22 protein-coding genes are annotated in these 24,181 nt (G+C 63.6%); 13 read left to right on the forward strand and 9 right to left on the reverse strand.

Translation table 11 applies throughout. The annotated features are described in order from the left end of the window. Positions 1-30: 30 nt before the first annotated feature. Positions 31-576, forward strand: coding sequence for a LuxR C-terminal-related transcriptional regulator (locus tag PQR27_RS14575; protein WP_408524315.1), 546 nt, complete (start codon positions 31-33; stop codon positions 574-576). Positions 577-642: 66 nt separating this feature from the next. On the opposite strand, the gene PQR27_RS14580 is transcribed toward PQR27_RS14575, so the two are convergent. Next, positions 643-1,074: an acyl-CoA thioesterase gene (locus tag PQR27_RS14580; protein WP_408524316.1), complete on the reverse strand. Its 432-nt coding sequence runs from the start codon at positions 1,072-1,074 to the stop codon at positions 643-645. A gap of 162 nt (positions 1,075-1,236) precedes the next feature. Then, positions 1,237-2,013, reverse strand: a complete 777-nt coding sequence (locus PQR27_RS14585) for an SDR family oxidoreductase (RefSeq protein WP_408524317.1) — start codon at positions 2,011-2,013, stop codon at positions 1,237-1,239. 186 nt (positions 2,014-2,199) lie between these two features. On the opposite strand from PQR27_RS14585, the gene PQR27_RS14590 reads away from it, so the two are divergent. After that, positions 2,200-3,873 (forward strand): electron transfer flavoprotein-ubiquinone oxidoreductase, encoded by a 1,674-nt coding sequence (locus PQR27_RS14590; protein ID WP_408524318.1) that lies wholly within the window; start codon positions 2,200-2,202, stop codon positions 3,871-3,873. A 677-nt stretch (positions 3,874-4,550) separates the two neighbouring features. On the opposite strand, the gene PQR27_RS14595 is transcribed toward PQR27_RS14590, so the two are convergent. The 4 genes from PQR27_RS14595 to PQR27_RS14610 all read right to left on the reverse strand — a co-directional run bounded on the left by PQR27_RS14595 (position 4,551) and on the right by PQR27_RS14610 (position 9,875). Further along, positions 4,551-6,017, reverse strand: coding sequence for a tetratricopeptide repeat protein (locus PQR27_RS14595; protein ID WP_408524319.1), 1,467 nt, complete (start codon positions 6,015-6,017; stop codon positions 4,551-4,553). Positions 6,018-6,067: 50 nt separating this feature from the next. Beyond that, positions 6,068-7,168, reverse strand: a complete 1,101-nt coding sequence (gene aroC / locus PQR27_RS14600) for a chorismate synthase (RefSeq protein ID WP_408524320.1) — start codon at positions 7,166-7,168, stop codon at positions 6,068-6,070. An 80-nt stretch (positions 7,169-7,248) separates the two neighbouring features. Continuing rightward, positions 7,249-9,186 (reverse strand): MFS transporter, encoded by a 1,938-nt coding sequence (locus PQR27_RS14605; RefSeq protein ID WP_408524321.1) that lies wholly within the window; start codon positions 9,184-9,186, stop codon positions 7,249-7,251. A 227-nt stretch (positions 9,187-9,413) separates the two neighbouring features. After that, a complete protein-coding gene (locus PQR27_RS14610; protein ID WP_408524322.1) occupies positions 9,414-9,875 on the reverse strand; it encodes a CBS domain-containing protein in 462 nt (153 codons plus the stop codon). A 240-nt stretch (positions 9,876-10,115) separates the two neighbouring features. Between PQR27_RS14610 and PQR27_RS14615 the strand changes: the two genes are divergently transcribed. The 3 genes from PQR27_RS14615 (at position 10,116) to PQR27_RS14625 (ending at position 12,827) form a co-directional block, all read left to right on the forward strand. Continuing rightward, positions 10,116-11,465, forward strand: a complete 1,350-nt coding sequence (locus PQR27_RS14615) for an O-acetylhomoserine aminocarboxypropyltransferase (RefSeq protein ID WP_408524323.1) — start codon at positions 10,116-10,118, stop codon at positions 11,463-11,465. Continuing rightward, complete coding sequence (locus tag PQR27_RS14620) at positions 11,462-12,295, forward strand: alpha/beta fold hydrolase (RefSeq protein WP_408524324.1); 834 nt, start codon at positions 11,462-11,464, stop codon at positions 12,293-12,295. The genes PQR27_RS14615 and PQR27_RS14620 overlap by 4 nt, the downstream gene beginning before the upstream one ends. Before the next feature lie 211 nt (positions 12,296-12,506). Beyond that, positions 12,507-12,827, forward strand: a complete 321-nt coding sequence (locus PQR27_RS14625; RefSeq protein ID WP_408524325.1) for an Mpo1-like protein — start codon at positions 12,507-12,509, stop codon at positions 12,825-12,827. Positions 12,828-12,890: 63 nt separating this feature from the next. Here PQR27_RS14625 and PQR27_RS14630 read toward each other — a convergent pair whose 3' ends face one another. Beyond that, positions 12,891-14,204: a YihY family inner membrane protein gene (locus PQR27_RS14630; protein WP_408524326.1), complete on the reverse strand. Its 1,314-nt coding sequence runs from the start codon at positions 14,202-14,204 to the stop codon at positions 12,891-12,893. A 120-nt stretch (positions 14,205-14,324) separates the two neighbouring features. Here PQR27_RS14630 and wrbA point away from each other — a divergent pair, with 120 nt between their 5' ends. From wrbA to PQR27_RS14655, 5 genes are all read left to right on the forward strand, one after another. Further along, complete coding sequence (wrbA, locus tag PQR27_RS14635; protein WP_408524327.1) at positions 14,325-14,927, forward strand: NAD(P)H:quinone oxidoreductase; 603 nt, start codon at positions 14,325-14,327, stop codon at positions 14,925-14,927. A gap of 29 nt (positions 14,928-14,956) precedes the next feature. Further along, the gene (locus PQR27_RS14640; RefSeq protein WP_408525494.1) at positions 14,957-15,376 is read left to right on the forward strand and encodes a DUF2069 domain-containing protein; all 420 of its coding nucleotides are present in this window, start codon (positions 14,957-14,959) and stop codon (positions 15,374-15,376) included. A gap of 50 nt (positions 15,377-15,426) precedes the next feature. Continuing rightward, entirely contained in the window at positions 15,427-16,845 is a 1,419-nt protein-coding gene (locus tag PQR27_RS14645) for an FAD-binding oxidoreductase (protein WP_408524328.1), read from the forward strand. 47 nt (positions 16,846-16,892) lie between these two features. Next, positions 16,893-17,699, forward strand: a complete 807-nt coding sequence (locus tag PQR27_RS14650) for a metallophosphoesterase (RefSeq protein WP_408524329.1) — start codon at positions 16,893-16,895, stop codon at positions 17,697-17,699. Positions 17,700-17,850: 151 nt separating this feature from the next. Beyond that, positions 17,851-18,567: an SOS response-associated peptidase gene (locus PQR27_RS14655; protein ID WP_408524330.1), complete on the forward strand. Its 717-nt coding sequence runs from the start codon at positions 17,851-17,853 to the stop codon at positions 18,565-18,567. 114 nt (positions 18,568-18,681) lie between these two features. Here the strand turns inward: PQR27_RS14655 and PQR27_RS14660 are convergent, their stop codons facing one another. Both PQR27_RS14660 and PQR27_RS14665 read right to left on the reverse strand, forming a co-directional pair. Beyond that, entirely contained in the window at positions 18,682-18,843 is a 162-nt protein-coding gene (locus PQR27_RS14660; protein WP_408524331.1) for a hypothetical protein, read from the reverse strand. Positions 18,844-19,041: 198 nt separating this feature from the next. Beyond that, on the reverse strand, positions 19,042-19,980 hold the full coding sequence (locus PQR27_RS14665) for a LysR family transcriptional regulator (protein WP_408524332.1): 939 nt from the start codon (positions 19,978-19,980) through the stop codon (positions 19,042-19,044). A gap of 156 nt (positions 19,981-20,136) precedes the next feature. Between PQR27_RS14665 and PQR27_RS14670 the strand changes: the two genes are divergently transcribed. The 3 genes from PQR27_RS14670 to PQR27_RS14680 are packed head-to-tail and all read left to right on the forward strand — an operon-like array spanning position 20,137 to position 24,180. Next, the gene (locus tag PQR27_RS14670) at positions 20,137-21,768 is read left to right on the forward strand and encodes an efflux transporter outer membrane subunit (RefSeq protein ID WP_408524333.1); all 1,632 of its coding nucleotides are present in this window, start codon (positions 20,137-20,139) and stop codon (positions 21,766-21,768) included. Positions 21,769-21,779: 11 nt separating this feature from the next. Continuing rightward, positions 21,780-23,990, forward strand: coding sequence for an FUSC family protein (locus PQR27_RS14675; RefSeq protein ID WP_408524334.1), 2,211 nt, complete (start codon positions 21,780-21,782; stop codon positions 23,988-23,990). Further along, positions 23,980-24,180, forward strand: coding sequence for a DUF1656 domain-containing protein (locus PQR27_RS14680; protein WP_063496755.1), 201 nt, complete (start codon positions 23,980-23,982; stop codon positions 24,178-24,180). The genes PQR27_RS14675 and PQR27_RS14680 overlap by 11 nt, the downstream gene beginning before the upstream one ends. Position 24,181: the final 1 nt, after the last annotated feature.

Below are 24,181 nucleotides of genomic sequence, written 5' to 3' on the forward strand. Positions count from 1 at the left end.
CAAAAATACATAAGTACTTGCCGCCTGCCCATGCCCGCACTGGATTACCAAACCGCTTTTCACCTTGCCCCGATCGGGCTCGTGCTGTCGCGCGAACGGATCATTGAAGACTGCAATGACGAGCTGCTCTCGATTTTCGGCTACACGCGCGAGGCGCTGCTTGGCCAGTCGTTTCAGGTGCTGTATCCATCGGCGGACGAATTCGAGCGGATCGGCGCACGGATTCCGCCGATCATGACCGCGCAGGGCAGTTATGCGGACGACCGCATCATGAAGCGGGCCAATGGGGAATTGTTCTGGTGCCACGTCACCGGCCGCGCGCAGCAACGCATGGACCCGCACGCGGCCGGGGTCTGGACTTTCGAGGATCTGAGCGCGACGCGGCGCGTAGCGGTCGAATTGACCCCGCGAGAGCGGGAAATCGCCGCGCAACTGGTGACCGGCAAGACCAGCAAGCAAATCGGGCGGGCGCTGGAGATCAGCCCGCGCACGGTCGATGTCTACCGCGCGCGGCTCATGCGCAAATACGATACGGGCAACGCGACCGAGTTGTTGCAGCGCTTGCTCGGGCATTGAAGGGCGGCGTGGCGCGCGCTCCCGTCGCCGGTCGTTTCAGGCTGGATCCGGCTGCCGGCCCGGCCCTCAGGCCGCTTTGACCAGCGCGGCGCGTTCGATGATCGCGCGCAGCCGATCAGGTACCGGCACCGATCTGCCGGCCGCGTAGTCGATCCACACGCAGCGCGCCGCGCCGCGCGCGTAGACGGTGGTGGGATCGTCGGCACGCACAAGTTCGAAACCGGTGTCAAAGCTGCTGCGGCCTGGCGTAGCCACCCTCATCCGGCCGATCACGTCGCCCGGATAGTGCAATTGCTTGAGAAACTCCATCGACGCATTGACGATCACCGGCCCCTCGCCGCTGCCATTGCGACCGATGAACCCCAGTTCTTCGAACCACGAAATCCGCACCTGCTCCATGTAACGGAAATAGACCGTGTTGTTCACATGGCCGAATGCGTCCATGTCGCCCCAGCGGATCGGTATCGACATCTCAAAAACTGCGTGAAAATCGCTCATCGTACGTCTTTTACGGGTTGAAACCGGCGTGGGACCGACCTGAGACCGGCGCTCGGGCCGGCATTGAAGCAAAATAGCGCGGGCCTTCGTTCGCCAGAAGACCGATGCGCGTAAAACAGTATCTTCGATCGCGTATTAATCGAACGTGGCCTGCCTCGCGGCTCAGGCCAGCCCGAAACCGTCGTCGGCGGCGATTACCGAGCCGTTGATGAACTGCGACTCGTCCGCGGCCAGCAGCAGCAACAGACCGTCCAGATCATCCGGCTTGCCGACGCGATGACGCGGCAGCAACGACACCAGCTTCTGCCCCTGCTCGGTCGACCAGTGGTGATGGTTGATCTCGGTGTCGATATAGCCCGGGCAGATCGCGTTCACATTGATGCCGTGCTTGCCCCACTCGAGCGCCATTGCTTTGGTCATATGGACGACAGCGGCCTTGCTCATCGAATACAGGCCGATTTGCGGCAGCACGCGCAGGCCCGCCATCGACGCAATATTGATGATCCGGTATGACGGCTTCTGTGCGTTGTTGCCGCGCATGATCATTCGCTTGGCCACTTCCTGGGCGACGAAAAATGCGCCGCGCGTGTTAGTGTCGAAGACGTACTCGAAATCGGCCGGCGTGACATCCGAGAGCTTTTGCGTGGTCGACACACCCGAATTGTTTACCAGAATATCGATGGTGCCCGCCTCGGTTTCCGCGTGGGCGACCGCCGACTTGATGCTCTGATAGTCTGTTACGTCGAGTGAAACGACATGCGCCGCGCCGCCGGAGGCCTCGATCTCGGCGCGCAGCTCCTTCAGACGCTCGGTGCGGCGGCTCGCCAGCACGACCTTGGCGCCCGCCTGCGACAATACTTGAGCAAAGCGCTTTCCCAACCCGCTTGAAGCGCCCGTGATCAGCGCGACTTTGCCTTCCAGATTGATCGAACGGCCCATAGTCGTTCCCTTGTTCGGTTGTCAAGACAGATGCGGTTACGGGGCGGCGAGACCTTTTCTACGGGTCATACCGCATCACAAAAATAGAACGGTCGTGCTAATCTCTGTTCATCTGGTTGCAGTGCGAGAAACCATCGCCCACAATACGATCCCGAAAAAAGCATTCTAACGGTAAGAGGAGCATCAATGACCCCCGCAAGTCTCATTGAGCAATACGGCCCGCGCGAGTCGATGGAATACGACGTGGTGATCGTCGGCGGCGGCCCGGCTGGCCTGTCCGCGGCGATCCGCCTGAAGCAGCTGGCGGCTGAAAAAGGCGTCGAACTAGGCGTGTGCGTACTGGAAAAAGGCTCGGAGATCGGGGCTCATATCCTGTCGGGCGCGGTGATGGATCCGCGTGCCATCACCGAACTGATCCCCGACTGGAAGGAAAAAGGCGCGCCGCTGACCGTGGACGTGACCGAAGACAAATTCCTGTTCCTGACCGAAACCGGCTCGAAGAGCGTGCCGGTCTGGGCGCTGCCGGACAACTTCAAGAACCACGGCAACTATGTGATCAGCCTCGCGAATGTGACGCGCTGGCTCGGTCAGCAGGCTGAGGCGGCGGGCGTGGAGATATTTCCGGGCTTTCCGGCTGCTGAAGTTTTGTATAACGACGATGGCTCGGTCAAAGGCGTCGCGACCGGCAATCTGGGCATCGGCAAGGACGGCGAGCCGACCGAGAATTTCCAGCTCGGCATGGAGCTGCACGCCAAATACACGCTGTTTTGCGAAGGCGCGCGCGGACATCTGGGCCGTCAACTGAACGACAGGTTCAAGCTGCGCGAAGGCGTCGATCCGCAGGTCTATGGGATCGGCATCAAGGAACTGTGGGAAATCGATCCCGCGAAGCACAAGCCCGGTCTGGTAATGCACACCGCTGGCTGGCCACTGGAGAGCGACACGTACGGCGGCTCGTTCCTCTATCACATGGACAACAACCAGGTGATGGTCGGTTTCGTGGTCGGCCTCGGTTATTCAAATCCGTATCTGTCACCGTTCGAGGAATTCCAGCGCTACAAGACGCATCCGGCGATCCGCGCGGTGCTTGAAGGCGGTAAACGTGTGTCGTATGGCGCACGGGCGATTACGGCCGGTGGACTGATGTCGCTGCCGAAACTGGTGTTCCCGGGCGGCGCGCTGGTCGGCGACGATGCGGGCTTCCTGAACGCATCGCGGATCAAGGGTTCGCATGCGGCGATCAAGACCGGCATGCTGGCGGCAGAAGCGGCATTTGAAGCCGTGCAGGCCGGCCGCACTAGCGACGAACTCACCGCTTATCCGGAGAGTTTCAAAACCTCCTGGCTGCACACCGAGTTGTACCGCGCACGCAATTTCAAGCAGTGGATGAGCAAGGGCCTGTATCTCGGCACGTTGATGGTGGGTGTCGAGCAGAAGCTGCTGGGCGGCAATGTGCCGTGGACGCTGCATCATCAGCATTCGGATCACGAGATGCTGAAACCGGCTTCGCAGTGCAAGCCGATTGTTTATCCGAAGCCGGATGGGAAGCTGACGTTTGACCGGTTGTCGTCGGTGTTTATTTCGAACACCAATCACGAAGAGAATCAGCCGGCTCACCTCACACTGAAGGATCCGTCTGTGCCGGTGAATGTAAATTTGCAGACCTACGCGGGACCTGAATCGCGTTACTGTCCTGCGGCGGTGTATGAGTTCGTCAAGAACGACGACAACACAGAGCGGCTTGTGATCAATGCGCAGAACTGCGTGCACTGCAAAACATGCGATATTAAGGATCCTACCCAGAATATTGTTTGGGTCACGCCTGAGGGCGGCGGTGGGCCTAATTATCCGAATATGTAATTGAGGTCGTTTTTGCCTTTCGCGGCGGCATTGTTTTGGTTTGCCTATGGCGTTTGGTGTTTTCTGTTCTTATTGGTTTATTAGCGTTCCCCCTGTGTGGGGGGCACCTACTTTTCTTTGCCGCCGCAAAGAAAAGTAGGCAAAAGAAAGCGGCTCACACCGCAAACTTTTAAGTGGGTCCCCTGGCTTGGAGGGGATCGTGGCTCCGTAGAGATTGAGCCTGCGCACCTCCCCACCTGAGTGACCAGGCCGTCATGCTTCCAGCGGCGCTGCGCGCGCCGATGCGGTACTTCATCAAACCACTGGTGTGTTTCGGCGCCTCGCCGAGGCGAAGCCGATGGCCCCCACCGCACACAAACGAAGCACCCGGTTTCCCTGGCAGACCCATCCGCGACGCACGCAGTGCGGAGTGGGAGCGGATGACGGCTGTGTCACGGGCGGTTACCGACCGAGGTGTGATCCGTTAATCGGACCACCAGCCCCTCCAAGCCAGGGGACCCACTTAAATGTTGGCGGTGTGAGCCGCTTTCTTTTGCCTACTTTTCTTTGCGGCAGGCAAAGAAAAGTAGGTGCCCCCCCGCACAGGGGGAACGCTAATAAACCAATAGCAAAACAAGGAAAGGCCAACGCCGCAGGCACAACCAAAATAATGCCGCCGCAAAAGGCAAAAAATAAAATCAACACCTCAAAACCCACTCCCGCGCCCGAGCAACAACCACCCCCCACTCCCCAACCTTCGGTTGCCTAACCAACTCAACACAATCGTACCAATCAGTCCGCCGCGATTCATCGCCCCAAAACCATGCTGACACGTGATCGATCATCAAACAGGTCGGCACGCCCAGTGCCCCCGCCAGATGCGCGGGTCCGCTATCAATCGTGACAACCAGATCGAGATTCACCAGCAATGCAGCGACGTCATCAAACCCAGATTGAAAATGGTGAGTCAAATCAACCACGTCGGCACCATTCAAACGCCACCGCGCAACCGTCTCCCCCCGCCCCGGCGATAACGCAAAATAAGTCACACCCGCCACGCTCAACAATGGCTCGAGTTGCTCCACCGGCACCGAACGCCGCATGTCGCGAATATGTTCGGGGTTGCCATTCCACACCAATCCAACTTTGCGATTACCCGGCTTGCCAGCGGTATGCGCATTCACCCGCTCGCACCACGCCTGAACACGTGCCGGCTCAGCGCTCAGGTACGGTCTGCCCCACCCGCTTGCATCGAAAACCCCCAGCCGCAGCGGCAAACTCATCAGCCCGCAATGAAAATCGGGCCGCGTTTCAAGACTGGTTTCGAGCGGCAGATCGGCCGGCAACATCCGCGCGAACAAATGCCGCAACGGACCATCATGGCCAAATATCACCCGGCCGCCTTCGCGCCTCGCCCGCTCTGCGAGCAACGGCAGAAAACGCACCGCCCACAGGCAATCGCCATTGCCCTGCTCGCCATATACGACCAACGTCTTGCCGGTCAGCGATTCGCCCTGCCAGTGCGCGCTGATTTCGGCCAGCGCACGTTGCGCGTTGTTCAGGTCGTCGCCGAATGCGACGCGCGACTCGTAATGCGCCCAGCCCTCGGCATAGCGCCCAGTACGTATTTCAAGCTCGGAGAGATCGAACAGCGCATGCATATTGTTTGGCGTCAGCTCAAGCACGTGCCTGAGCAATGCCTCCGCTTCGCCAAAGCGCGCCTGCTCCTTGATACACAACGCCAGTTTGTGAAGCACCACCGGATTGCCCGGCGCAACGCGTACCGCTTCGTTCAACAACCGCTCGGCGGTGTCGAAGTCGTTGCCCTGTTGCACAGCGGCCGCGCGCCAGACGAGCGCGTTGCCGTCTTCAGCATCTCGCGCGAGCAGCATTGAGGTGGCGGAATCGACCACCGCCCAGTCCCGCACGATGAACGCCGTCTGCGCAATCGTGTGAAGCAGCGTGGAATCGCAGGAAGGATCGAGCTGGTAGGCGCGCACGAGCGCGGCAAGCGCTTCGCGATGAAGGGTTGTGTCGCGGCCGGCTGGCTGGAGCAGCGCTTGTCCAAGCGCGAGAAAGTCGGCTGCGCCGGCATGCGGCCCAGCGGCACGCAGGCGCAGGTCAGCGAGTTGGCCCGCTGACAGTTCGGAATTCGGCTCGGTCATTGACATGATGCTACGCGGCAGGTGCGGCGAAAGCGTTCGCAAACCCACGCTCAGGGCGCGCTCGCCGCAATCTTCGGCGTGCTCACCGCGACGTCACCACATTGCGCACGATGACGCAGTGCGTGATCGATCAGCACCAGCGCGAGCATCGATTCGGCGATCGGCGTGGCACGGATGCCGACGCACGGGTCATGCCGCCCGAACGTTTCCACCACTACCGGCTGTCCGGCCTTGTCGATCGAGCGGCGCGGCGTGCGGATGCTCGAAGTCGGCTTGATCGCGATCGATACGGTGATGTCCTGTCCGGTCGAAATGCCGCCGAGCACGCCCCCCGCGTGGTTGCCGACGAAACCCTCCGGCGTCAATTCGTCGCCATGCACCGAGCCGCGTTGCGCCACGCTGGCAAAGCCCGCGCCGATCTCGACGCCCTTCACCGCGTTGATACCCATCATTGCGTGCGCGATGTCAGCGTCCAAACGGTCGAACAGCGGCTCGCCGAGTCCGACCGGCACGCCGGATGCCACGACGTTGATGCGTGCGCCGATCGAATCGCCTTCTTTGCGCAGCGCGTCCATATAGCTTTCGAGTTGCGGCACGATCTCGGCGTTCGGTACGAAGAACGGGTTCTCACGCACCTGAGCCCAGTCGACAAACGGCACGTCGATCCCGCCGAGCGCCGCCATGTAACCGCGAATCTCGGTGCCGAATTGCTCACGCAGCCATTTCTTCGCGACTGCGCCGGCCGCGACCGCCGGCGCCGTCAGACGGGCCGACGAACGGCCGCCGCCGCGATAGTCGCGGATGCCGTATTTTTGCCAGTATGTGTAGTCGGCGTGGCCCGGACGGAACGTGTCAGCGATATTGCCGTAATCCTTGCTGCGCTGGTCCGTATTGCGGATCAGCAGCGCGATTGGCGCGCCGGTGGTCTGGCCTTCGAACACGCCCGACAGGATCTCGACCTTGTCTTCTTCCTGGCGCTGCGTGACATGGCGCGACGTGCCGGGTTTGCGGCGGTCGAGCTCGAACTGGATATCGGCCTCGGCGAGCGCCATGCCCGGCGGGCACCCGTCGATCACACAGCCGATCGCGGGGCCGTGCGATTCGCCAAAGGTGGTGACAGTGAAAAGCGTACCGAGCGTGTTGCCGGACATGGGCGTCGTCCAAAAGAAATGCGGGGAAAGCACCATTATGCCAGCCCCGCGGCGGCTGGGGCCGCACGGCAAGCTCCGCGCTACTTCCGCGCGCCGCGCAACTCGTTGACGATCTCCTGCAGGCGCTCGGGCGTCGCCAGAGCGGGTTCAATAGGCTCGCCCACCGCCAGCGTCAGCCGGCTCATCACGCCCTTCTGGATCGGCCGCGGCCAGCGTGCGTCGTTGGAGCGTGAAAACACGCTGCCCCACAGACCCCGCAGCGCCATCGGCACCACCGGCGCGGGCGTGCGGCGGATGATCTCCGTCACGCCGTGGCGGAACGGATTCATGTCGCCGGTCTTCGTGAGTTTGCCTTCGGGGAAGATGCACACCAGATCGCCCTCGGCGAGCGCCTGCGCGCAGCGCTCATAGGCGCGCGTCAACAACTCGGGGTCCTGATGCGCCGGCGCAATCGGGATCGCCTTGGCGTGGCGGAATACCCAGCCGGCGAACGGCGACCTGAAGATCTGGTGGTCCATCACGAAACGGATCGGGCGTGGGCTCTCGGCCATGATCACGATTGCGTCGACGAAACTCACGTGGTTGCACACCAGCACGGCCGCGCCCTCTTCCGGAATACGTTCGGCATGCACCAGACGAATCCGGTAGAACGTATGTACCAGCACCCACGCGACGAACCGCAGCAGAAACTCGGGCACGAGCGAATAGATGTAAGTCGCGACAACGATATTGAGCAGCGCAGTGACGAGAAAAATTGCAGGAATGCTGAAGCCCGCCGCGGTCAGCCCCATCGCCATCAACGCCGAGACGATCATGAAGAGCGAATTCAGAATATTGTTCGCGGCGATGATGCGCGCCCGGTGACTCGGCTGGCTGCGGCTCTGGATCAGCGCATAGAGCGGCACGCTATAGAAACCGCCGAACATCGCCAGCAAAAACAGATCGGCCAGCACGCGCCAATGGGCGGGCCGCACGAGGAACTCGCCGACGCTCAGCAGATGCCCAGCGACCGGCAGCGCATGGCTCGCAAAGAACAGATCGATCGCGAACACGCTCATGCCAATCGACCCGAGCGGCACAAGACCGATTTCGATGCGTCGTTTCGAGAGCTTTTCGCAGAGCAGAGACCCGAGACCGATGCCGATCGAGAACGTACCGAGCAACACGGTCACGACATCCGGGTCGGCGGACAGCACATTCTTCGCGAAGCTGAAAAACGACGACAGAAAGGTCGCGCCCACAAACCACAGCCAGGAAATCCCCAGCAGGCTCAGAAACACAGTACGGTTTTCGCGCGCGAGCTTCAGGTTGCGCCACGTCTCGCTAACCGGATTCCAGTTGATGCGCAGATCGGGCTGCGGCGCCGCCGTGACCGGTACGAAGCTCGACACGACCCGCCCCACCAGCGCGATCGCGACACAAGCGCAAGCCAGCACCACCGACCCGTGCTCGACGAAACCCGCGCCCGCGCCGCCTACGATCGTGCCGATCAGGATCGCGACGAAGGTGCCCATCTCGACCATCCCGTTGCCACCGACCAGCTCCGACTTCGACAGATGCTGCGGCAGGTACGAATACTTGACCGGTCCGAACACGGTTGAATGAACGCCCATCAGAAACGTGCACAGATACAGCAATGGCGCGCTATGCAGCCAGAAACCCGCGCCGCCGATCAGCATGACGACGATCTCGAAGCTCTTGACGAAGCGTGTGAGCATCGCCTTGTCGTACTTGTCCGCGATCTGGCCGGAGGTGGCCGACAGCAGCACGAACGGCAGGATGAATATCGCCGAAATCAGGAACGCGGCGGTTTTCGGGTCGACGCCGGAGAAGCGCGCGGCCTGGTAGGTCACGAGCGACGTGAAGCCGATCTTGAAGACGTTGTCGTTCATCGCGCCGAGGAACTGGGTCCAGAAAAACGGCGCAAAGCGGCGCTGCCCGAGCAGGCGGAACTGGGATTCGTGCGCCTCCTGGGTGCGGGCGGCGCGACGGGCGGCAGGTAACGGACGATCGCTCATGAAGGTCGGAGTACGCGTAAAAAGAGCAGCTAAGGACGAGGGGCCACGCGCAACGCCGGGCCTGAAAAGGCATCGAGCGGATACCGCGCTGGGCGCCAGGCCGGCCAATGAGCCTGACGCCCGGCCGGACACAAAAAAGCGCACGCTTTCGCGCGCGCCTTGATTGCGTCTTCACGCTCACGACAACGGCCCGAATAGACTCAAACGCCGCGGCGAGCCAGCCTGTATTAACGCGCCGGCTGCTGTTCCTGCTGTTCTTCCGGCCAGTCGCGGATATAGGCCTTGAGCATGCGGTTTTCAAAGCCCTGCTCTTCGACCACCGCCTTCGCAACGTCGTAGAACGAGATGACGCCCATCAGCGTGCGGCTTTCCAGCACCGGCAAATAGCGCACGTGGTGCTCGAGCATCATGCGGCGGACTTCGTTGACGTCCGTTTCGGGCGTGCAGGTGAGCGGATGGTCGTCCATGACCTTGCGGATCGTCGAGGTGCCGACGCTGCCGCCGTTCTTGCTCACCGTCTGAATAATTTCACGAAACGTCAACATGCCGACGAGATCGCCGTATTCCATCACGACCAGCGAGCCAATGTCGTGGTCGGACATTGCGTTGACTGCGTCGTGCAGCGTCGTGTCCGGCGTGACCGTGAAAAGGGTGTTGCCTTTGACCTTAAGAATGTCGCTGACTCGCATGATGTGTCTCCTCTGATGCTCGCTAACTTGATAATGCCTGAATGATTTTCGATCCTAGCGGAAAGGCCCATAAAAGGAAAGCGGCCCGCCCACCAAGGCGCAGCGGGCGTTCGCCAGCGGTACGCGGGGCCATGCGGGCCACGCGCATCGGGAAAACCGCGCTTGAAGCGATCGATGCCGGTGATAGGATGGCCGCCACTTTCACCTTTCGCGAGGCCGTCCGTGGCTTCGCCGCCCAGGATGTCCGCCAACCGTTTCGATACGCTTGCGCTGCACGCCGGCGCAGCCCCCGACCCCACCACCGGCGCGCGCGCCACGCCGATTTACCAGACCACGTCGTTTTCCTTCCGCGATTCGGACCACGCCGCGGCGCTCTTCAATATGGAGCGCGCCGGTCACGTCTACTCGCGCATCTCCAATCCGACCGTGGCCGTGTTCGAAGAACGCGTCGCCGCGCTGGAGAACGGCGCGGGAGCGATCGGCACGGCTAGCGGGCAGGCCGCGCTGCATCTGGCAATCGTCACGCTGATGGGTGCCGGCTCCCATATCGTCGCCTCCAGCGCGCTGTACGGCGGCTCCCACAACCTGCTGCATTACACACTACGGCGCTTCGGCATCGAGACGACCTTCGTCAAACCGGGCAATCACGATGCGTGGCGCGCGGCGCTGCGCCCGAACACGCGTCTGCTGTTCGGCGAAACGCTCGGCAATCCGGGCCTCGACGTGCTCGACATCGCCACCGTCGCGCAGATCGCGCACGAGCACCGCGTACCGCTGCTAGTCGACTCCACCTTCACGACGCCCTACCTGCTCAAACCGTTCGAGCACGGCGCCGACTTCGTCTACCACTCGGCGACCAAATTCCTTGGCGGCCACGGCACGACGATCGGCGGCGTGCTGGTGGACGGCGGCACCTTCGACTTCGGTGCGTCGGGCCGCTTTCCAGAATTCACCGAACCCTACGAGGGCTTCCACGGCATGGTATTCGCCGAGGAAAGCACCGTTGCGCCGTTCCTGCTGCGCGCCCGCCGCGAAGGCCTGCGCGATTTCGGCGCCTGCCTGCATCCGCAAGCAGCCTGGCAACTGCTGCAAGGTATCGAGACCCTGCCGCTGCGGATGGAACGGCACGTCGCGAATACGCGCAAGGTGGTCGAATTTCTCGCTGCGCACCCTGCCGTGGATACGATTGCCTACCCCGAGTTACCGTCGCATCCGGACCATGCGCTCGCGAGACGCCTGCTGCCGCGCGGCGCGGGCGCGGTGTTCAGCTTCAATCTGCGCGGCGACCGCGCCGCCGGGCGCAGTTTCATCGAAGCGCTGTCGCTGTTCTCGCACCTCGCGAATGTGGGCGACGCGCGCTCACTGGTGATTCATCCCGCGTCGACGACGCACTTCAGAATGGACGCCGCCGCGCTCGCCGCAGCTGGGATCGCCGAAGGCACGATCCGTCTTTCAATCGGCCTGGAAGATCCGGACGATCTGATCGACGACCTCAAACGCGCGCTGAAAGCCGCGCTCAAAGCGGGCGGCCCGGCTGCATCCGGCACCGCCCCATCCGCTGCCATCGCACAGCGCCCGGAGTCCGCATGATCCTCACCGTTCAGGGCAAACCTGCCTACGCCTACACCGGCGGCAAACCGTTCGACGCCAACCTGCCAAGCGCCGTATTCATTCACGGTGCCGAGCACGACCATAGCGTGTGGGGGTTGCAAACACGCTATTTCGCACACCACGGCTTCGGTGTGCTGGCCGTCGATCTGCCCGGCCATTGCCGCAGCGGCGGCCCGGCGCTCACCAGCGTACCGGCCATGGCCGACTGGCTGGCCGCGCTGCTCGATGCCGCCGGCGTGCAGCGCGCGTTCGTGGCCGGACACAGCATGGGCTCGCTGATCGCGCTGGATTTCGCCGGCCGCTATCCGGCACGCGCCACGCATCTCGCCCTGCTCGCCACCGCCGCGCCGATGACCGTCTCCGATGCATTGCTCGACGCCGCCCTGCATCGCGAGCCCGATGCGATCGGCATGGTCAACCAGTGGTCGCATTCGACGCTCGCGGCCAAGCCGTCATGCCCCGGTCCCGGCTTCTGGCTGCAAGGCATGAATCAGCGGCTCATGGAGCGTGTCTCGGCGAGCGGCGAACCGCATCTGTTCCACACCGACTTCACCGCCTGCAACGCTTATGCGGACGGCCTGACTCGCGCCGCCGAGGTGCGTTGCCCGACACGGCTGATCGTCGGCCGGCGCGACGCGATGACGCCGCCACGCGCAGCCAGGGCGCTCGCCGGTGTGCTCGCGCAGGCCGGCACGCCGGTCGACACCATCACGCTCGACGCCGGTCACGCGCTAATGACCGAGCAACCGGATGCGACGCTCGACGCCCTGTTCAGCTTCGCCACGAAGAGCGCAAGCAACGTTCGATAGCGGCGACAAGGCATCACCATAAACGCGGCGGCGTATGCGCGCCATCGGCCGAATGGCCAGGTTGCGCGCATGATCCGATAGCCGCACAATGGTCATGCCTGTCCTGTTTCGAGCGTGTTCCGAGTATCCCGGCGCACGCCGAATCACCCCGCAGTTGGATCCCGGGAATGGCGGGCAAGAAGTCGAGAAGCGTCGAAATTCGGAGGCCGTCATGGCTCATACCGCGCACACCGATCACTTCGCGAGTTTCGCGGAGTTCTATCCGTACTACCTGAGCGAGCATCGCAATATGGTCTCGCGGCGGCTGCATTTCGTGGGGTCGCTCGGCGTGATCGGCTGCCTCGCCATGGCGCTCGCCACCGGCGACTGGCTATGGCTGCCGGCGGCGGTAATCTGCGGATATGGCTTTGCCTGGGTCGGGCATTTCTTCTTCGAGAAGAACCGGCCGGCTACGTTCCGGCATCCGCTTTACAGCCTGATGGGCGACTGGGTGATGTTCAAGGACATCTGCACGGGCAAGATTTCGCTGTAGTCCAACAGACGCTTAGAGCTGGCTTGCGCCGAACCGGCCAGCTCAATGCCACGTCAGGCCGCTTCAGGCCGCCTGATGCGGCATGGAAGAGGCGCCCTGGTCGCTTTCCGGCATACGAGCCGCGCGTGCGGCGGCACGCACCGCCAGCAGCGTGGCGAGCGTCACGCTCAGTTTGTCGTTCTCGAGCGCGGCCAGAAGCGTCATCCCATCCACACGAGTCGAGTCGAGGCCGAGCTGATATTCGAGCTCCGCGCGATCGATCACGAACAGATTGAACAGGCGCTCGACAGTGATCTGCGCCGGATTCGCCAGCAGCAGGAAATGCGGGCGTGTGCCGTCTTCCTGCAGGCTTACGATCCATTCGATCTCCTCGAGCTTTTGCAGCAGATTGATCGTCGTATCCATGTCACGGCGAAGCATCCGCGAAAGCTCCGGCACCGTGTAGCCGCGCTTGCCGGTCTCGCGTGCCTCTGAAAGCCGCGCGAGCAACTCGAGCGAGTCGAACAGATTGCTGCCTTCAAAGGTCGGCCGATGGAACTGGCCGATCCGGATCGCCGGCAACGCGGAGGCGATCATCGCGCCCGCTAGCGAGATGAACCAGCACAGGTACATCCATAGCAGGAACAGCGGCACCGCGGCGAATGCCCCGTACACCGCGGCGTAGGTGGGAAAGCGTCGCACGTAAAAACCGAAGCCGCGCTTGGCGATCTCGAAGGCGATCGCGGCAGTCACGCCGCCGATTACCGCATCGCGCCACTCCACCCGGCAGTTGGGCAGATAGACGTAGAGCATCGTGAAAGCGAGCGCCGTCAACGGCAGCGCGGCGCCCGTGAGAGCCCAGTCGATTACCGGCGTAATACGCTGCGCGGCGGTGAATTCCATGGAGCGCGTGAACAGGTACGACGAAATCGACAGGCTCACGCCGATCATAATCGGCCCGAGCGTGATGATCGCCCAATAGACCAGAATGCGCTGCGCGATCGGCCGCGCCTTGCGTACCCGCCAGATCACGTTGAACGCGGACTCGACGGTCATCATGGTCATCACCGCGGTGACGAACAGCAGGATCATCCCGATCGTCGTCAGCCCTTTGGCTTTCGAAGCGAACTGGTTCAGGTAATTGAAAATCTGACTGTTCAGCTGCGCGGGCATCAGATGGTCGGCCAGAAAAATCTGTAGCGACATCTGAAACGAACTGAAGATCGGAAACGCGGTGAACAGCGCGAACGCAACCGTGGCGAGCGGAACGAGCGCGAGCATGGTGGTGAACGTGAGGCTGCCGGCCACCTGCGGAATGCGGTCTTCGCTACTGCGCTTCGCGGCGAACTGCGCGAGCCGTTTGAGCGTGTCGAGATCGAAACGCACCCTGGACAACAAACCCACCTCCTGGCTTCATGAACCGGTGTTTCGGGACCGTATGCGAGACCTGGCCGAATGGCCATGCATGGCCTGTGCAGCGGACCCAGCCCCTATAATACCCGTTCACCGATGAGGCCTATGAAAGACATTCTCGTGCTCTATTACAGCCGTCACGGCGCCACGCGCGAACTCGCGCTGGCGATCGCGCACGGCGTCGACAGCATCCCCGGCATGCAGGCGCGTGTGCGCACCGTGCCGGCGGTTTCCACCGTCTGCGAAACAACCCAGCCGGACATTCCCGCGGAAGGTCCGCCCTACGTCGAACTGCGCGACCTCGAAGAATGCGCTGGTCTCGCGCTCGGTTCGCCAACCCGTTTCGGCAACATGGCGGCCGCGCTCAAATACTTTCTCGACGGCACCACGCCGCAGTGGCTGTCCGGCGCACTGGCGGGCAAACCGGCCTGCGTATTCACGGCCACCGGCAGTTTGCATGGCGGCCAGGAATCCACGCTTCTGTCGATGATGTTGCCCCTGCTGCATCACGGCATGCTGATCGTCGGCATTCCCTACACCGAGAGCGCGCTGAGCACCACGCAAACCGGCGGCACGCCATATGGCGCATCGCATTTCGCGCGCGCGGGCACGGCGGAACACGGCATCTCCGCCGACGAAAAGACACTTGCCATCGCGCTGGGCGCACGTATCGCGCGCACGGCGGCAGCGCTGAGCGAGCGGCCGTGACCAGGCCGGCCAATGAGGTGATCGACGAGGTGGCCAATGGCGTCGCCAATCCGGCAGCCGTGAGCGTGCCGCAAAACCGCCTCGCCGCATGGGGCGCTGTCGCTGCCTTGCTCGCGCTGATCGTGTTGTCGGTTGCGTGGGAATGGTGGCTCGCGCCGCTACGGCCGGGCGGCTCGCTGCTCGTGCTGAAAGCCGTGCCGCTACTGCTCGCCCTGCCGGGCGTCTGGCGCCGCCGGCTCTATACGCTGCAATGGGCGTCGATGCTGATTCTGCTGTATTTTGCCGAGGGCATCGTGCGTGGCTGGAGCGACCACGGTTTGAGCACCCGGCTCGGCTGGCTGGAAACCGCGCTTGCCGTGGTGTTTTTCGTCTGCGCGCTCGCCTATGTCGCGCCGTTCAAGCGCGCTGCAAAACACGCGGCCAGGCAGGCCAGAATGCGTGCCCCGTGAGGACGCCGCTATCCGCATCACATTTTCGCCCGAACACCTGACCGACCATCATGACCCAAGCTGCTTTCCTGAGTGCCTGCCGCGACGCCATCGGCGCCGCCCAGGTGCTGACCGACCCGCACGACACCGCCCCCTACCTCACCGACTGGCGCCGCCGCTACACCGGCGCGGCCTGCGCGGTGCTCTGCCCGGCAACGCCTGACGAAGTCGCCGCGCTCGTCAGACTCACCGTCGAACATCGCGTCGCGCTCGTGCCGCAAGGCGGCAACACCGGCCTCGCCGGCGGCGCCACGCCGGACGCGAGTGGCGCGCAAGCCGTTATCAGCCTGCGCCGTCTGAACCGCGTACGCGACATCGATCCGCACAACAATACAATCACGGTCGAAGCCGGCGTGGTTCTCGCGGAGGTGCAAAGGCTCGCCGAAGAAGCCGGGCGTCTCTTCCCCCTGAGCCTCGCAGCCGAAGGCAGTTGCACGATCGGCGGCAACCTCGCCACCAACGCCGGCGGCACCGGCGTTTTGCGCTACGGCAACACGCGCGAGTTGTGCCTGGGCCTCGAAGTCGTGACGCCGCAGGGCGAACTATGGGATGGCCTGCGTGGGCTGCGCAAGGACAACACCGGCTACGACCTGCGCGATCTGTTTATCGGCGCCGAGGGCACGCTCGGCATCATCACGGCCGCCGTGCTCAAGCTGCATCCGCAACCGGCCGCGCGTGTCACAGCGCTGGCCGCGTTGGCTTCGCCGCATGCGGCGCTCGATTTTCTGTCGCTCACGCAACGCGTCGCCGGGCCGCTCCTGACGGGCTTCGAATTGATGTCGGACTTCTGCCTGCGCCTGGTCGGGCGGCATTTCGAGCAGATGCGCTATCCGTTCGCGGAGCCCCACGCGCAAATCGTGCTGCTGGAATTGTCGGACAGCGAAAGCGAGGAACATGCGCGTGCGTTATTCGAGCGCCTGATGGAAACGGCGCTTGAAAATGGCCTCGTCGAAGACGCGGTGGTCGCGGAAAATCTCGCGCAGTCGCAGGCGTTCTGGGATCTGCGCGAGCACATCCCGCTTGCCCAGGCGGAAGAAGGCCTGAACATCAAGCACGACATCGCGGTGCCGATTTCGCGCATCGGCCACTTCATCGAGGAAACCGACGCGGCGATCGCGCAAGCCGTGCCGGGCGCGCGCATGGTCACGTTCGGCCATCTCGGCGACGGCAATCTGCACTACAACGTGCAGGCGCCCGAGGGCGTCGACGCGAAGGCATTCCTCAAGACCTGGCAAGGCCCGATCAACGACCTCGTGTACGACAGCGTGCACCGGCATCGTGGCAGCATCAGCGCGGAACATGGGCTCGGCCAGTTGAAGATCGACGAGGCGATGCACTACAAGCAGGCTGTCGAAGTGCAATTGATGCACGCCGTCAAACGCGCGCTCGACCCGCTTAACCTGATGAACCCGGGCAAGGTGCTACGCTAACGTCTGACGCCCCTGCCCTCTGCGGGGCTATTGCAGGAGCCGTATTCGTGAAGATTCGAGTGCTGTCCGATCTGCATCTGGAAAACGACGAGCCCGAGCTGATCCCGCATGCGCAGGCGGATCTGATCGTGCTGGCCGGTGACATTCACAATCACGCCGCGGGCCCGCGTTGGGCCGCGCAAACTTTTGACGGCGCCGTCCCGGTGATCTACGTGCCCGGCAATCACGAGTACTACGACGGTGAATTCGGCGCGCTCGACGCCGCGCTCTACGACGCGGCGGCTCAGGTCGACAACGTGCACGTGCTGAACAACGCCGCCCTGGTCGACCCGCAAGGCCGCTGGCGGGTGCTCGGCACCACCCTGTGGACCGACTTCGCGCTGTACGGCGCCGACGAAGCCACGCGCGCCGAATCGATCGACGCCTCGCGCCGGGTGATGCTCGACTTCCGCGGCCTGATCCAGATGAACTGGCCGCACGATACGCTCGACACGCCGCGCGACTTCACCCCCGCCGACTCGCTCGCGCTGCACCGGCAGGCGCGCGCGTGGCTCGAGAATGAACTGGCCAAGCCGTTTGGCGGCAAGACGATCGTCGTCACCCATCACGCGCCGCATCGGCTGAGTCTGGCCGAACGCTACGCGAATGACCCGGTGTCGGCCGGATTCGTCAATCATTTGCCAGAGCTCGTGCGCGCGCCCGTCGCATTGTGGATTCACGGCCACACCCATACGCCGTTCGACTATATCGTCGACGGTACGCGCGTGGTCTGCAATCCGCGTGGCTATCTCGACCGGCGGACCGGCTTGCTGGAAAATCCGCAATTCGCGTGGGACAAGGTCGTCGAGATCTAACGCGGACTCGGGCTGATCTGGGTAGTCAGATTGGGTGGCGGGCACTACCCTGTTGTCGTCGGCGCAATGGTGGCGGCAGGTGAAATGCCATGTTGGCCTGGCCGCTCGAACCCGCGGCATCATCCATCCCGGCCGGATCCGGAGGTCACTCATGTGTGGTCGAATCAGCCAGTACCGCGATCCGCTCCATTACACCGAGCATCTCGGCCTCAGCGACCCGCTGATGCTGTTCGATGCCGCCGACCGCCGGCCCGGCTACAACCTCTCACCAGGCACTCACCCGCTCGCCATTTACGCCGACGAAACGCTGCATGCGGTTCACTGGGGGTATTGCCCGGATTGGGCACGCGCACAGCATCTGCCGCAGACGATCAATGCGCGCGCCGAAACCGCGGCGGACACCCGCTACTTCGAGACTTTGTGGAAAACCGGACGGGTATTGGTGCCGGCGGACGGCTGGTTCGAATGGCGCGTGGAGGCCGCGCCCGAAAAAGATAGTGGAGGCGACAGCACGAACGCTGGATCGGTGCGCCAGCCCTACTTCGTGCGTCTGAAAAGTGATGCGCCGATGTATTTCGCCGCGCTATCGAGTGTGCGTGGTACGGAACCGCAAACGGACGGCATGGGCCTCGTGATCGTAACGGCCACCGCCGACGCGGGGTTGATCGATGTACATGACCGCCGCCCGCTGGTGTTCGCGCCTGAAGCCGCGCGCCGCTGGCTGAATCCGGGCCTGCCGCTCGACGAACTCAACAAGCTCGCCCGCACGGCCTGTTTGCCCGCCGGACGTTTCCGCTGGCACCGGGTGAGTCCTGAAGTGGACCGCACGCTCACTGACGAACCGCGCTTGATCGAAGCGCTGCACTGAAGACACAGCGCCCGGATCGAAGAACATTCCACGGCGAAACTCAACCGCCACGTCAGCCACCGGGCTTAAGGGCACCGGGTCAACAGCCGGACGCGGCGCCTGGAGCGCCTCGACTCAACGATCGCGCCGTTGCGCGGACCCATCTGCCGGATGCTCGACCTCGACCGGCACCAGTTGCGGCTGCTGTTCGCGCAGGCGGCGAAGCAAGTCGCGCGATGCGGCGATTCCAATCAGTCCAAACATGACAGCCACGCCGATCATCAGGTGCGTATCCATGAATCCCTCGTCCTTCCAGTTGTTGCGATTTGCCGAACGGCGGCGAATTGAACGCGTCCGGCTGAATGCGGCAGCGTATGAACGACACGTTAGCAAATCGACTGCGTCGCAGACGTAAGGAAATGTTGCGATGCGGCACGGATGTAACAGGCTGTCATGACCGGCCCGCCGTCGCGTCAACTGGCGCCCTGGAAGCCGTCAGCCGCGCGCAAACTGACGCAACTCGGCCTGATCGGCGGCCAGCGTGGCGGGCAGTTCGTCGCGCAGGAATTCGACCCAGGTCCGAATTTTCGCGTCCAGATACTGGCGTGACGGGTACAACGCGTACAGGTTCATTTCCTGCGACGTGTATTCCGGCAACAGCCACACGAGTTCGCCGCTGCGCAGCCCCCTGATCGCCGAATAGAGCGGAATCAAGCCGACGCCCATGCCACTGCAGGCCGCGACAGACATGGCTTCGGCCACGTTCACCTGAAACGTGGCCGGTCCCAGGACGATCGTTTCTTCGCCGTTCGGCCCGTCAAAGATCCATTTGTCGGTGGGAAATATCGGCGTGACCATTTGCAGACAGGTGTGCTGCGCGAGATCCGCGGGCGTTTGCGGCACGCCGCGTCGCTCCAGGTACGACGGCGACGCGCACGCGATGCTGAACGCACCGCACAGCCGTTGCGACACCAGTCCCGAATCCGGCAGACCGGTGGCGAGCGTCAGCGACACGTCGAAACCTTCGTCGAGCAGGTCAGGCATGCGCTGCGCCAGGGTCAGTTCGACGTGCACATCCGGGTAGCGCGCCTGATAGCGGCCGACCGCCGGCACTACATAGTGCTGCCCGAAGCTCGTCATGGCGTGGACTTTGAGTTTGCCCGACGGGCGCGCATGGGCGTCGCTCGCCTCCGCTTCGGCCTGATCGACGTACGCGAGGATCTGTTCGCAGCGTTGCAGATAGCGCTCGCCCGCTTCGGTCAGCGCGATGCGGCGCGTGGTGCGGTTCAGGAGGCGCGTGCGCAAGTGCGCTTCCAGGTCGGAAACCGCACGCGACGCGTATGCCGTAGTCGTATTCAGGTGCTGAGCGGCACCCGTGAAGCTGCCTGCTTCGACCACACGGACAAATACGCGCATGTTTTGAAGCGTATCCATTGACTTTCCTTGGTGACTCGCAGCGATTGTTACACGATTCGCAAAGACGATTATCACATATTGCGTAAAGATGCCTTGCATCTTTACCGGTTATTCCCCAATCAATCGAAAAATATAATAACGGCCAAGGTTCTATAGCTATTTATGGGGGAAATCGTGCAGTCTCCGGTACCAAAAGGGGTCGCCGCCGTCGCGGTTCTTACGATCCTATTAACAATCGCCGGCTGCGCCAGTACCGGAGGCATCGCCCCACAAGCGAGCGGCATCGCGCCCGCTTCGCTCGACGCAGGCAACGCCATCCGCGCCGCCAATGCCGATGCGCAATGGCCCGCCGCCGACTGGTGGCGTGTCTATAACGACCCGCAACTCAACCAGTGGATCGAAGCCGCGCAGGCGGGCAATCCGGATCTCGCGGCTGCTCAGGCGCGCGTGCGCGAAGCAGCGTCGATGGCGGGCGTCGCCCGTGCGGCGCTGTCGCCGCAGGTCAACGGCAGTCTGTCGCTCCAGCGTCAGAAGTGGGCCGATAACGTGTACTACGGTCCGGGCCCGCTCGCGGGCGAGCAGTCGTGGAACAACACCGGCACGCTCGGCCTCTCGTATCACCTCGATATCTGGGGCAAGGATAAAAACGCCGCCGAACGCGCGCTCGACGCCGCCCATGCAAGCGCGGCGGATGCCCGCGCCGCCCAGCTCGAACTGCAAGCCAACGTGGTGCGCACCTACATCGACCTGTCGCTGAACTACGCGCTGCTCGATATCGCCCGCGCCACCTTGCAGCAACAGCAGCAGATCGTCGATCTGGCCACCCGCCGTCTGAAGGGCGGCATCGGCACACAGCTCGAAGTGAGCCAGGCCGAAACGCCGATACCCGAATACGAGCGCCAGATCGATGCGATCGAAGAAAAAATCGCGCTCGGCCGCAATCAGCTGGCTGCATTGGCCGGCAAAGGTCCGGGCGCAGGCGATTCGATCCAGCGGCCGGCGCTGTCGCTCGCCGCGCCCGCCGGTCTGCCGAGCGCCTTGCCCGCGGATCTGATCGGCCACCGGCCTGACGTGGTCGCGGCGCGCTGGACGGTGGCGGCGCAAGCGCGCGGCATCGACGTCGCCAAGGCTGACTTCTACCCGGACATCAATCTGCTGGCGTCGATCGGCGGGTATGCGGCGATGGGTCCGCTGTTCCAGTTTCTGAAGAATCCGTCGCATAGCTGGAGCGGCGGGCCGGCGCTGTCGCTGCCGATTCTCGACGGCGGGCGTCTGCGCTCGCAACTCGGCGTGGCGTCGTCGAGTTATGACGAAGCGGTCGATCGCTATAACCAGTCGATCGTCGGCGCACTCAAGGACATCTCCGATCAGGTAATCCGGATCCGCTCGCTGACGACCCAGGCGCAGGACGCCGACCGTTCGGTCGCAGCGGCGCGTAAGAACTACGACCTGGCACGCGAAGGCTACCAGCGCGGTCTGACCGATTACCTGAACGTGCTGATCGCGCAAACGCAGTTGCTGCGCGCCCAGGAAGGCGTCGCGAAGATTCAGGCCGAGCGGCTCGGCGCGCATGCGTCGCTGGTGACCGCTTTGGGTGGCGGCCTCGATGAACCGGCCAACGGTCCGCAGCCGAACGAAACGCTGCCGGCGCACGGCAAGGGCAAGGCACAGGCAGTGGCCGGCGTACCCGCTTCGGATGCTGCCGCCGCGGTGAACCCCGCCGCTCGGAACCCGCACGTGTCGTCCGTAAATGCCAACACCAGCGCCGGCGCCCGCGCGGCCGCCGACGCGCCTGCGGCAGAGTAAGGAAGCCGGCCGTGTCAGCCTCCCCCTCTCCTGCCTCGCGCTTCGCGTCGTTCGCCGCGCTCCACGCGGCGGCCGTCGACTGGGCGCGCACCGACGGCCTCACGTGGGTCTACCTGCTCAAGGCGCTCGCCGCCTGCTTTCTCGCGCTCGGCGTCGCGATGAAGCTCGATCTGCCGCAGCCGCGCACCGCGATGACCACCGTGTTCATCGTGATGCAGCCGCAAAGCGGCATGGTGTTCGCCAAGAGCTTCTACCGGATCTGCGGCACGCTGGTCGGCCTCGTCGTGATGCTCGCGCTGATCGGTCTGTTCGCGCAGCAGCCCGAAATGTTCATTGTCGCGACCGCGATCTGGGTCGGCATCTGCACCGCGGGCGCCGCGCGCAACCGCAACTTCAGGTCGTACGGCTTCGTGCTGGCCGGCTATACCGCCGCGCTGATCGGCATTCCGGCTTCGCAACATCCGGACGGCGCGTTTCTGAGCGCGCTCACTCGGGTGGCCGAAGTCGTGGTCGGCATCATCTGCGCGGGCGCGGTGAGCGGCCTCGTGTTTCCGCAATACGCCGGCTTGCAGATGCGCAGCACGGTGCGCGCGCGCTTTTCCGCGTTCGTCGACTATCTGTCCGCGTCGCTCGCCGGCCGCAACGATCGTGCGCAGATCGAGGCGACTAATGCGCGCTTTGTCGCCGACATCGTCGGCTTTGAAGCGGCGCGCAGTGTCGCCGTGTTCGAAGGCCCCACTTCGCGCATGCGCGGCGGCCGCCTTGCGCGTTTGAACAGCGAGTTCATGACCGCGTCGACGCGCTTTCACGCGCTGCATCAGTTGATGAACCGGCTGCGCGACGCAAAGACGCGCGAAGCGACGGTCGCGATCGACGCGCTCGAACCGTACTTCAAGGAAATCGCCCCACTGCTCGCGAAGTCCGGCGAACCGGTGCTGAGCGCGGCCGATGCAGCCCACGCGGCCGCGCAACTCGACGCCTACAAGGCCGAACTGCCCAAGCGGGTGCGGGCGACGCGTGCAGACCTGGAGATGGACCCCGCCGTCCCGTTGCTCGACTTCGACACCGGCGCGGAACTGCTGTACCGCTTTATCGACGACCTGCACGCATACGCGGCCACTTATGCGTCACTTGCCGTCGACACGCACGAGCGGGAGCGCTGGATCGAGCGTTACGAGCCGAAAACCAACGCGATTGCCGCCGGCGTGGCGGGCCTGCGCGCGGCCATTGTATTGATCGTGGTCGGCGCATTCTGGATCGCGAGTGCCTGGCCGAGCGGCCCGACGCTCGTGCTGAATGCCGCGACCATCTGCGCGCTGGCGTCGTCGTCGCCGAATCCGAAGCGCACCGCTTTCCAGATGGCCGGCGGCACGCTGGCGGCCGCGGTGATGGGGATGATCGTGGTGTACGGCGTGTATCCGCATATCGACGGCTTTCCGCTGCTGTGCGCCGCGCTCACGCCGTTCCTGCTGCTCGGCGTGTTCATGACGACGCGACCCGCGCTGGCCGGTTACGGCGTCGGCTACTGCATCTTCTTCTGCTTCCTCGCCGGTCCGGACAACGTGATTCATTACGACCCGAGCGGCACCATTAACGATGCCCTGGCGCTGGTGCTGTCGATACTGATATCGACGCTTGCCTTTGCCGTGCTGCTGCCGCCGTCGACGCCGTGGCTGCGCAACCGTCTGCTGGTGGACCTGCGCCGCCAGGTGGTGCTGGCGAGCCGCGCGCGCCTGCGGCGCGTGCGTTCGCGCTTCGAGAGCGGCGCGCGCGATCTGATGTTCCAGATCAACGCGCTGGCACAGGACGAACCCACGCTCCAACGCGATACCTTGCGCTGGCTGTTCTCCGTGCTCGAAGTGGGCAACGCGATGATCGATCTGCGCGCGGAAGTGGCGGCGCTGCCCGCCGATGCACGCTATGCGACCTCGATGCCCTGGCGCGTGTCGTTGCGCGCGATGCGCAAGGCCGTGACGGCGCTGTTCGGACGCCCGCGCGCGGATCGCTTCGACCGTGCGCTGGCGGCGACCACCGACGCGATCGCCGCGCTCCAGCAGATGCTTGCCACCTTCACGCCGCCGCGTGAAGAGCGGCATCGGCTGCAGCGCATTCTGAGTCATCTGCATTTCATTCGTACCGCGCTGCTCGATCCGCAATCGCCGCTTGAACCGCTGGTGAGCGGACGTGCCGGCGCGTCTGAAGGAATTCGTCATGCCACGTGATATTGCTGTTTTCGACGCCTACGTGCCGGCCATCGTGCTGCTGTTCATTGCGGGCGCCGCGCTTACCTGGGTGTTGGACCGCGTGATTGCCTATACGGGCCTGTATCGCGTGGTGTGGCATCCGTCCTTGTTCCGGGCCAGCTTGCTCGTGTGTGTCTGCGGCGTGCTGGGTCTCGCCGTTTATCGTTGAT

Source organism: Paraburkholderia fungorum (assembly GCF_046027215.1).
Classification (GTDB): domain Bacteria; phylum Pseudomonadota; class Gammaproteobacteria; order Burkholderiales; family Burkholderiaceae; genus Paraburkholderia; species Paraburkholderia fungorum_D.

Bases quoted from the DNA above. Each gene is read 5' to 3' on its own strand.
- aroC (WP_408524320.1), bottom strand. From the start codon at position 7,168: ATGTCCGGCAACACGCTCGGTACGCTTTTCACTGTCACCACCTTTGGC.
- PQR27_RS14595 (WP_408524319.1), bottom strand. From the start codon at position 6,017: ATGACCGAGCCGAATTCCGAACTGTCAGCGGGCCAACTCGCTGACCTG.
- PQR27_RS14615 (WP_408524323.1), top strand. From the start codon at position 10,116: ATGTCCGCCAACCGTTTCGATACGCTTGCGCTGCACGCCGGCGCAGCC.
- PQR27_RS14585 (WP_408524317.1), bottom strand. From the start codon at position 2,013: ATGGGCCGTTCGATCAATCTGGAAGGCAAAGTCGCGCTGATCACGGGC.
- PQR27_RS14625 (WP_408524325.1), top strand. From the start codon at position 12,507: ATGGCTCATACCGCGCACACCGATCACTTCGCGAGTTTCGCGGAGTTC.
- PQR27_RS14665 (WP_408524332.1), bottom strand. From the start codon at position 19,980: ATGGATACGCTTCAAAACATGCGCGTATTTGTCCGTGTGGTCGAAGCA.
- PQR27_RS14680 (WP_063496755.1), top strand. From the start codon at position 23,980: ATGCCACGTGATATTGCTGTTTTCGACGCCTACGTGCCGGCCATCGTG.
- PQR27_RS14655 (WP_408524330.1), top strand. From the start codon at position 17,851: ATGTGTGGTCGAATCAGCCAGTACCGCGATCCGCTCCATTACACCGAG.
- wrbA (WP_408524327.1), top strand. From the start codon at position 14,325: ATGAAAGACATTCTCGTGCTCTATTACAGCCGTCACGGCGCCACGCGC.
- PQR27_RS14575 (WP_408524315.1), top strand. From the start codon at position 31: ATGCCCGCACTGGATTACCAAACCGCTTTTCACCTTGCCCCGATCGGG.
- PQR27_RS14660 (WP_408524331.1), bottom strand. From the start codon at position 18,843: ATGGATACGCACCTGATGATCGGCGTGGCTGTCATGTTTGGACTGATT.
- PQR27_RS14605 (WP_408524321.1), bottom strand. From the start codon at position 9,186: ATGAGCGATCGTCCGTTACCTGCCGCCCGTCGCGCCGCCCGCACCCAG.
- PQR27_RS14610 (WP_408524322.1), bottom strand. From the start codon at position 9,875: ATGCGAGTCAGCGACATTCTTAAGGTCAAAGGCAACACCCTTTTCACG.
- PQR27_RS14620 (WP_408524324.1), top strand. From the start codon at position 11,462: ATGATCCTCACCGTTCAGGGCAAACCTGCCTACGCCTACACCGGCGGC.
- PQR27_RS14590 (WP_408524318.1), top strand. From the start codon at position 2,200: ATGACCCCCGCAAGTCTCATTGAGCAATACGGCCCGCGCGAGTCGATG.
- PQR27_RS14580 (WP_408524316.1), bottom strand. From the start codon at position 1,074: ATGAGCGATTTTCACGCAGTTTTTGAGATGTCGATACCGATCCGCTGG.
- PQR27_RS14645 (WP_408524328.1), top strand. From the start codon at position 15,427: ATGACCCAAGCTGCTTTCCTGAGTGCCTGCCGCGACGCCATCGGCGCC.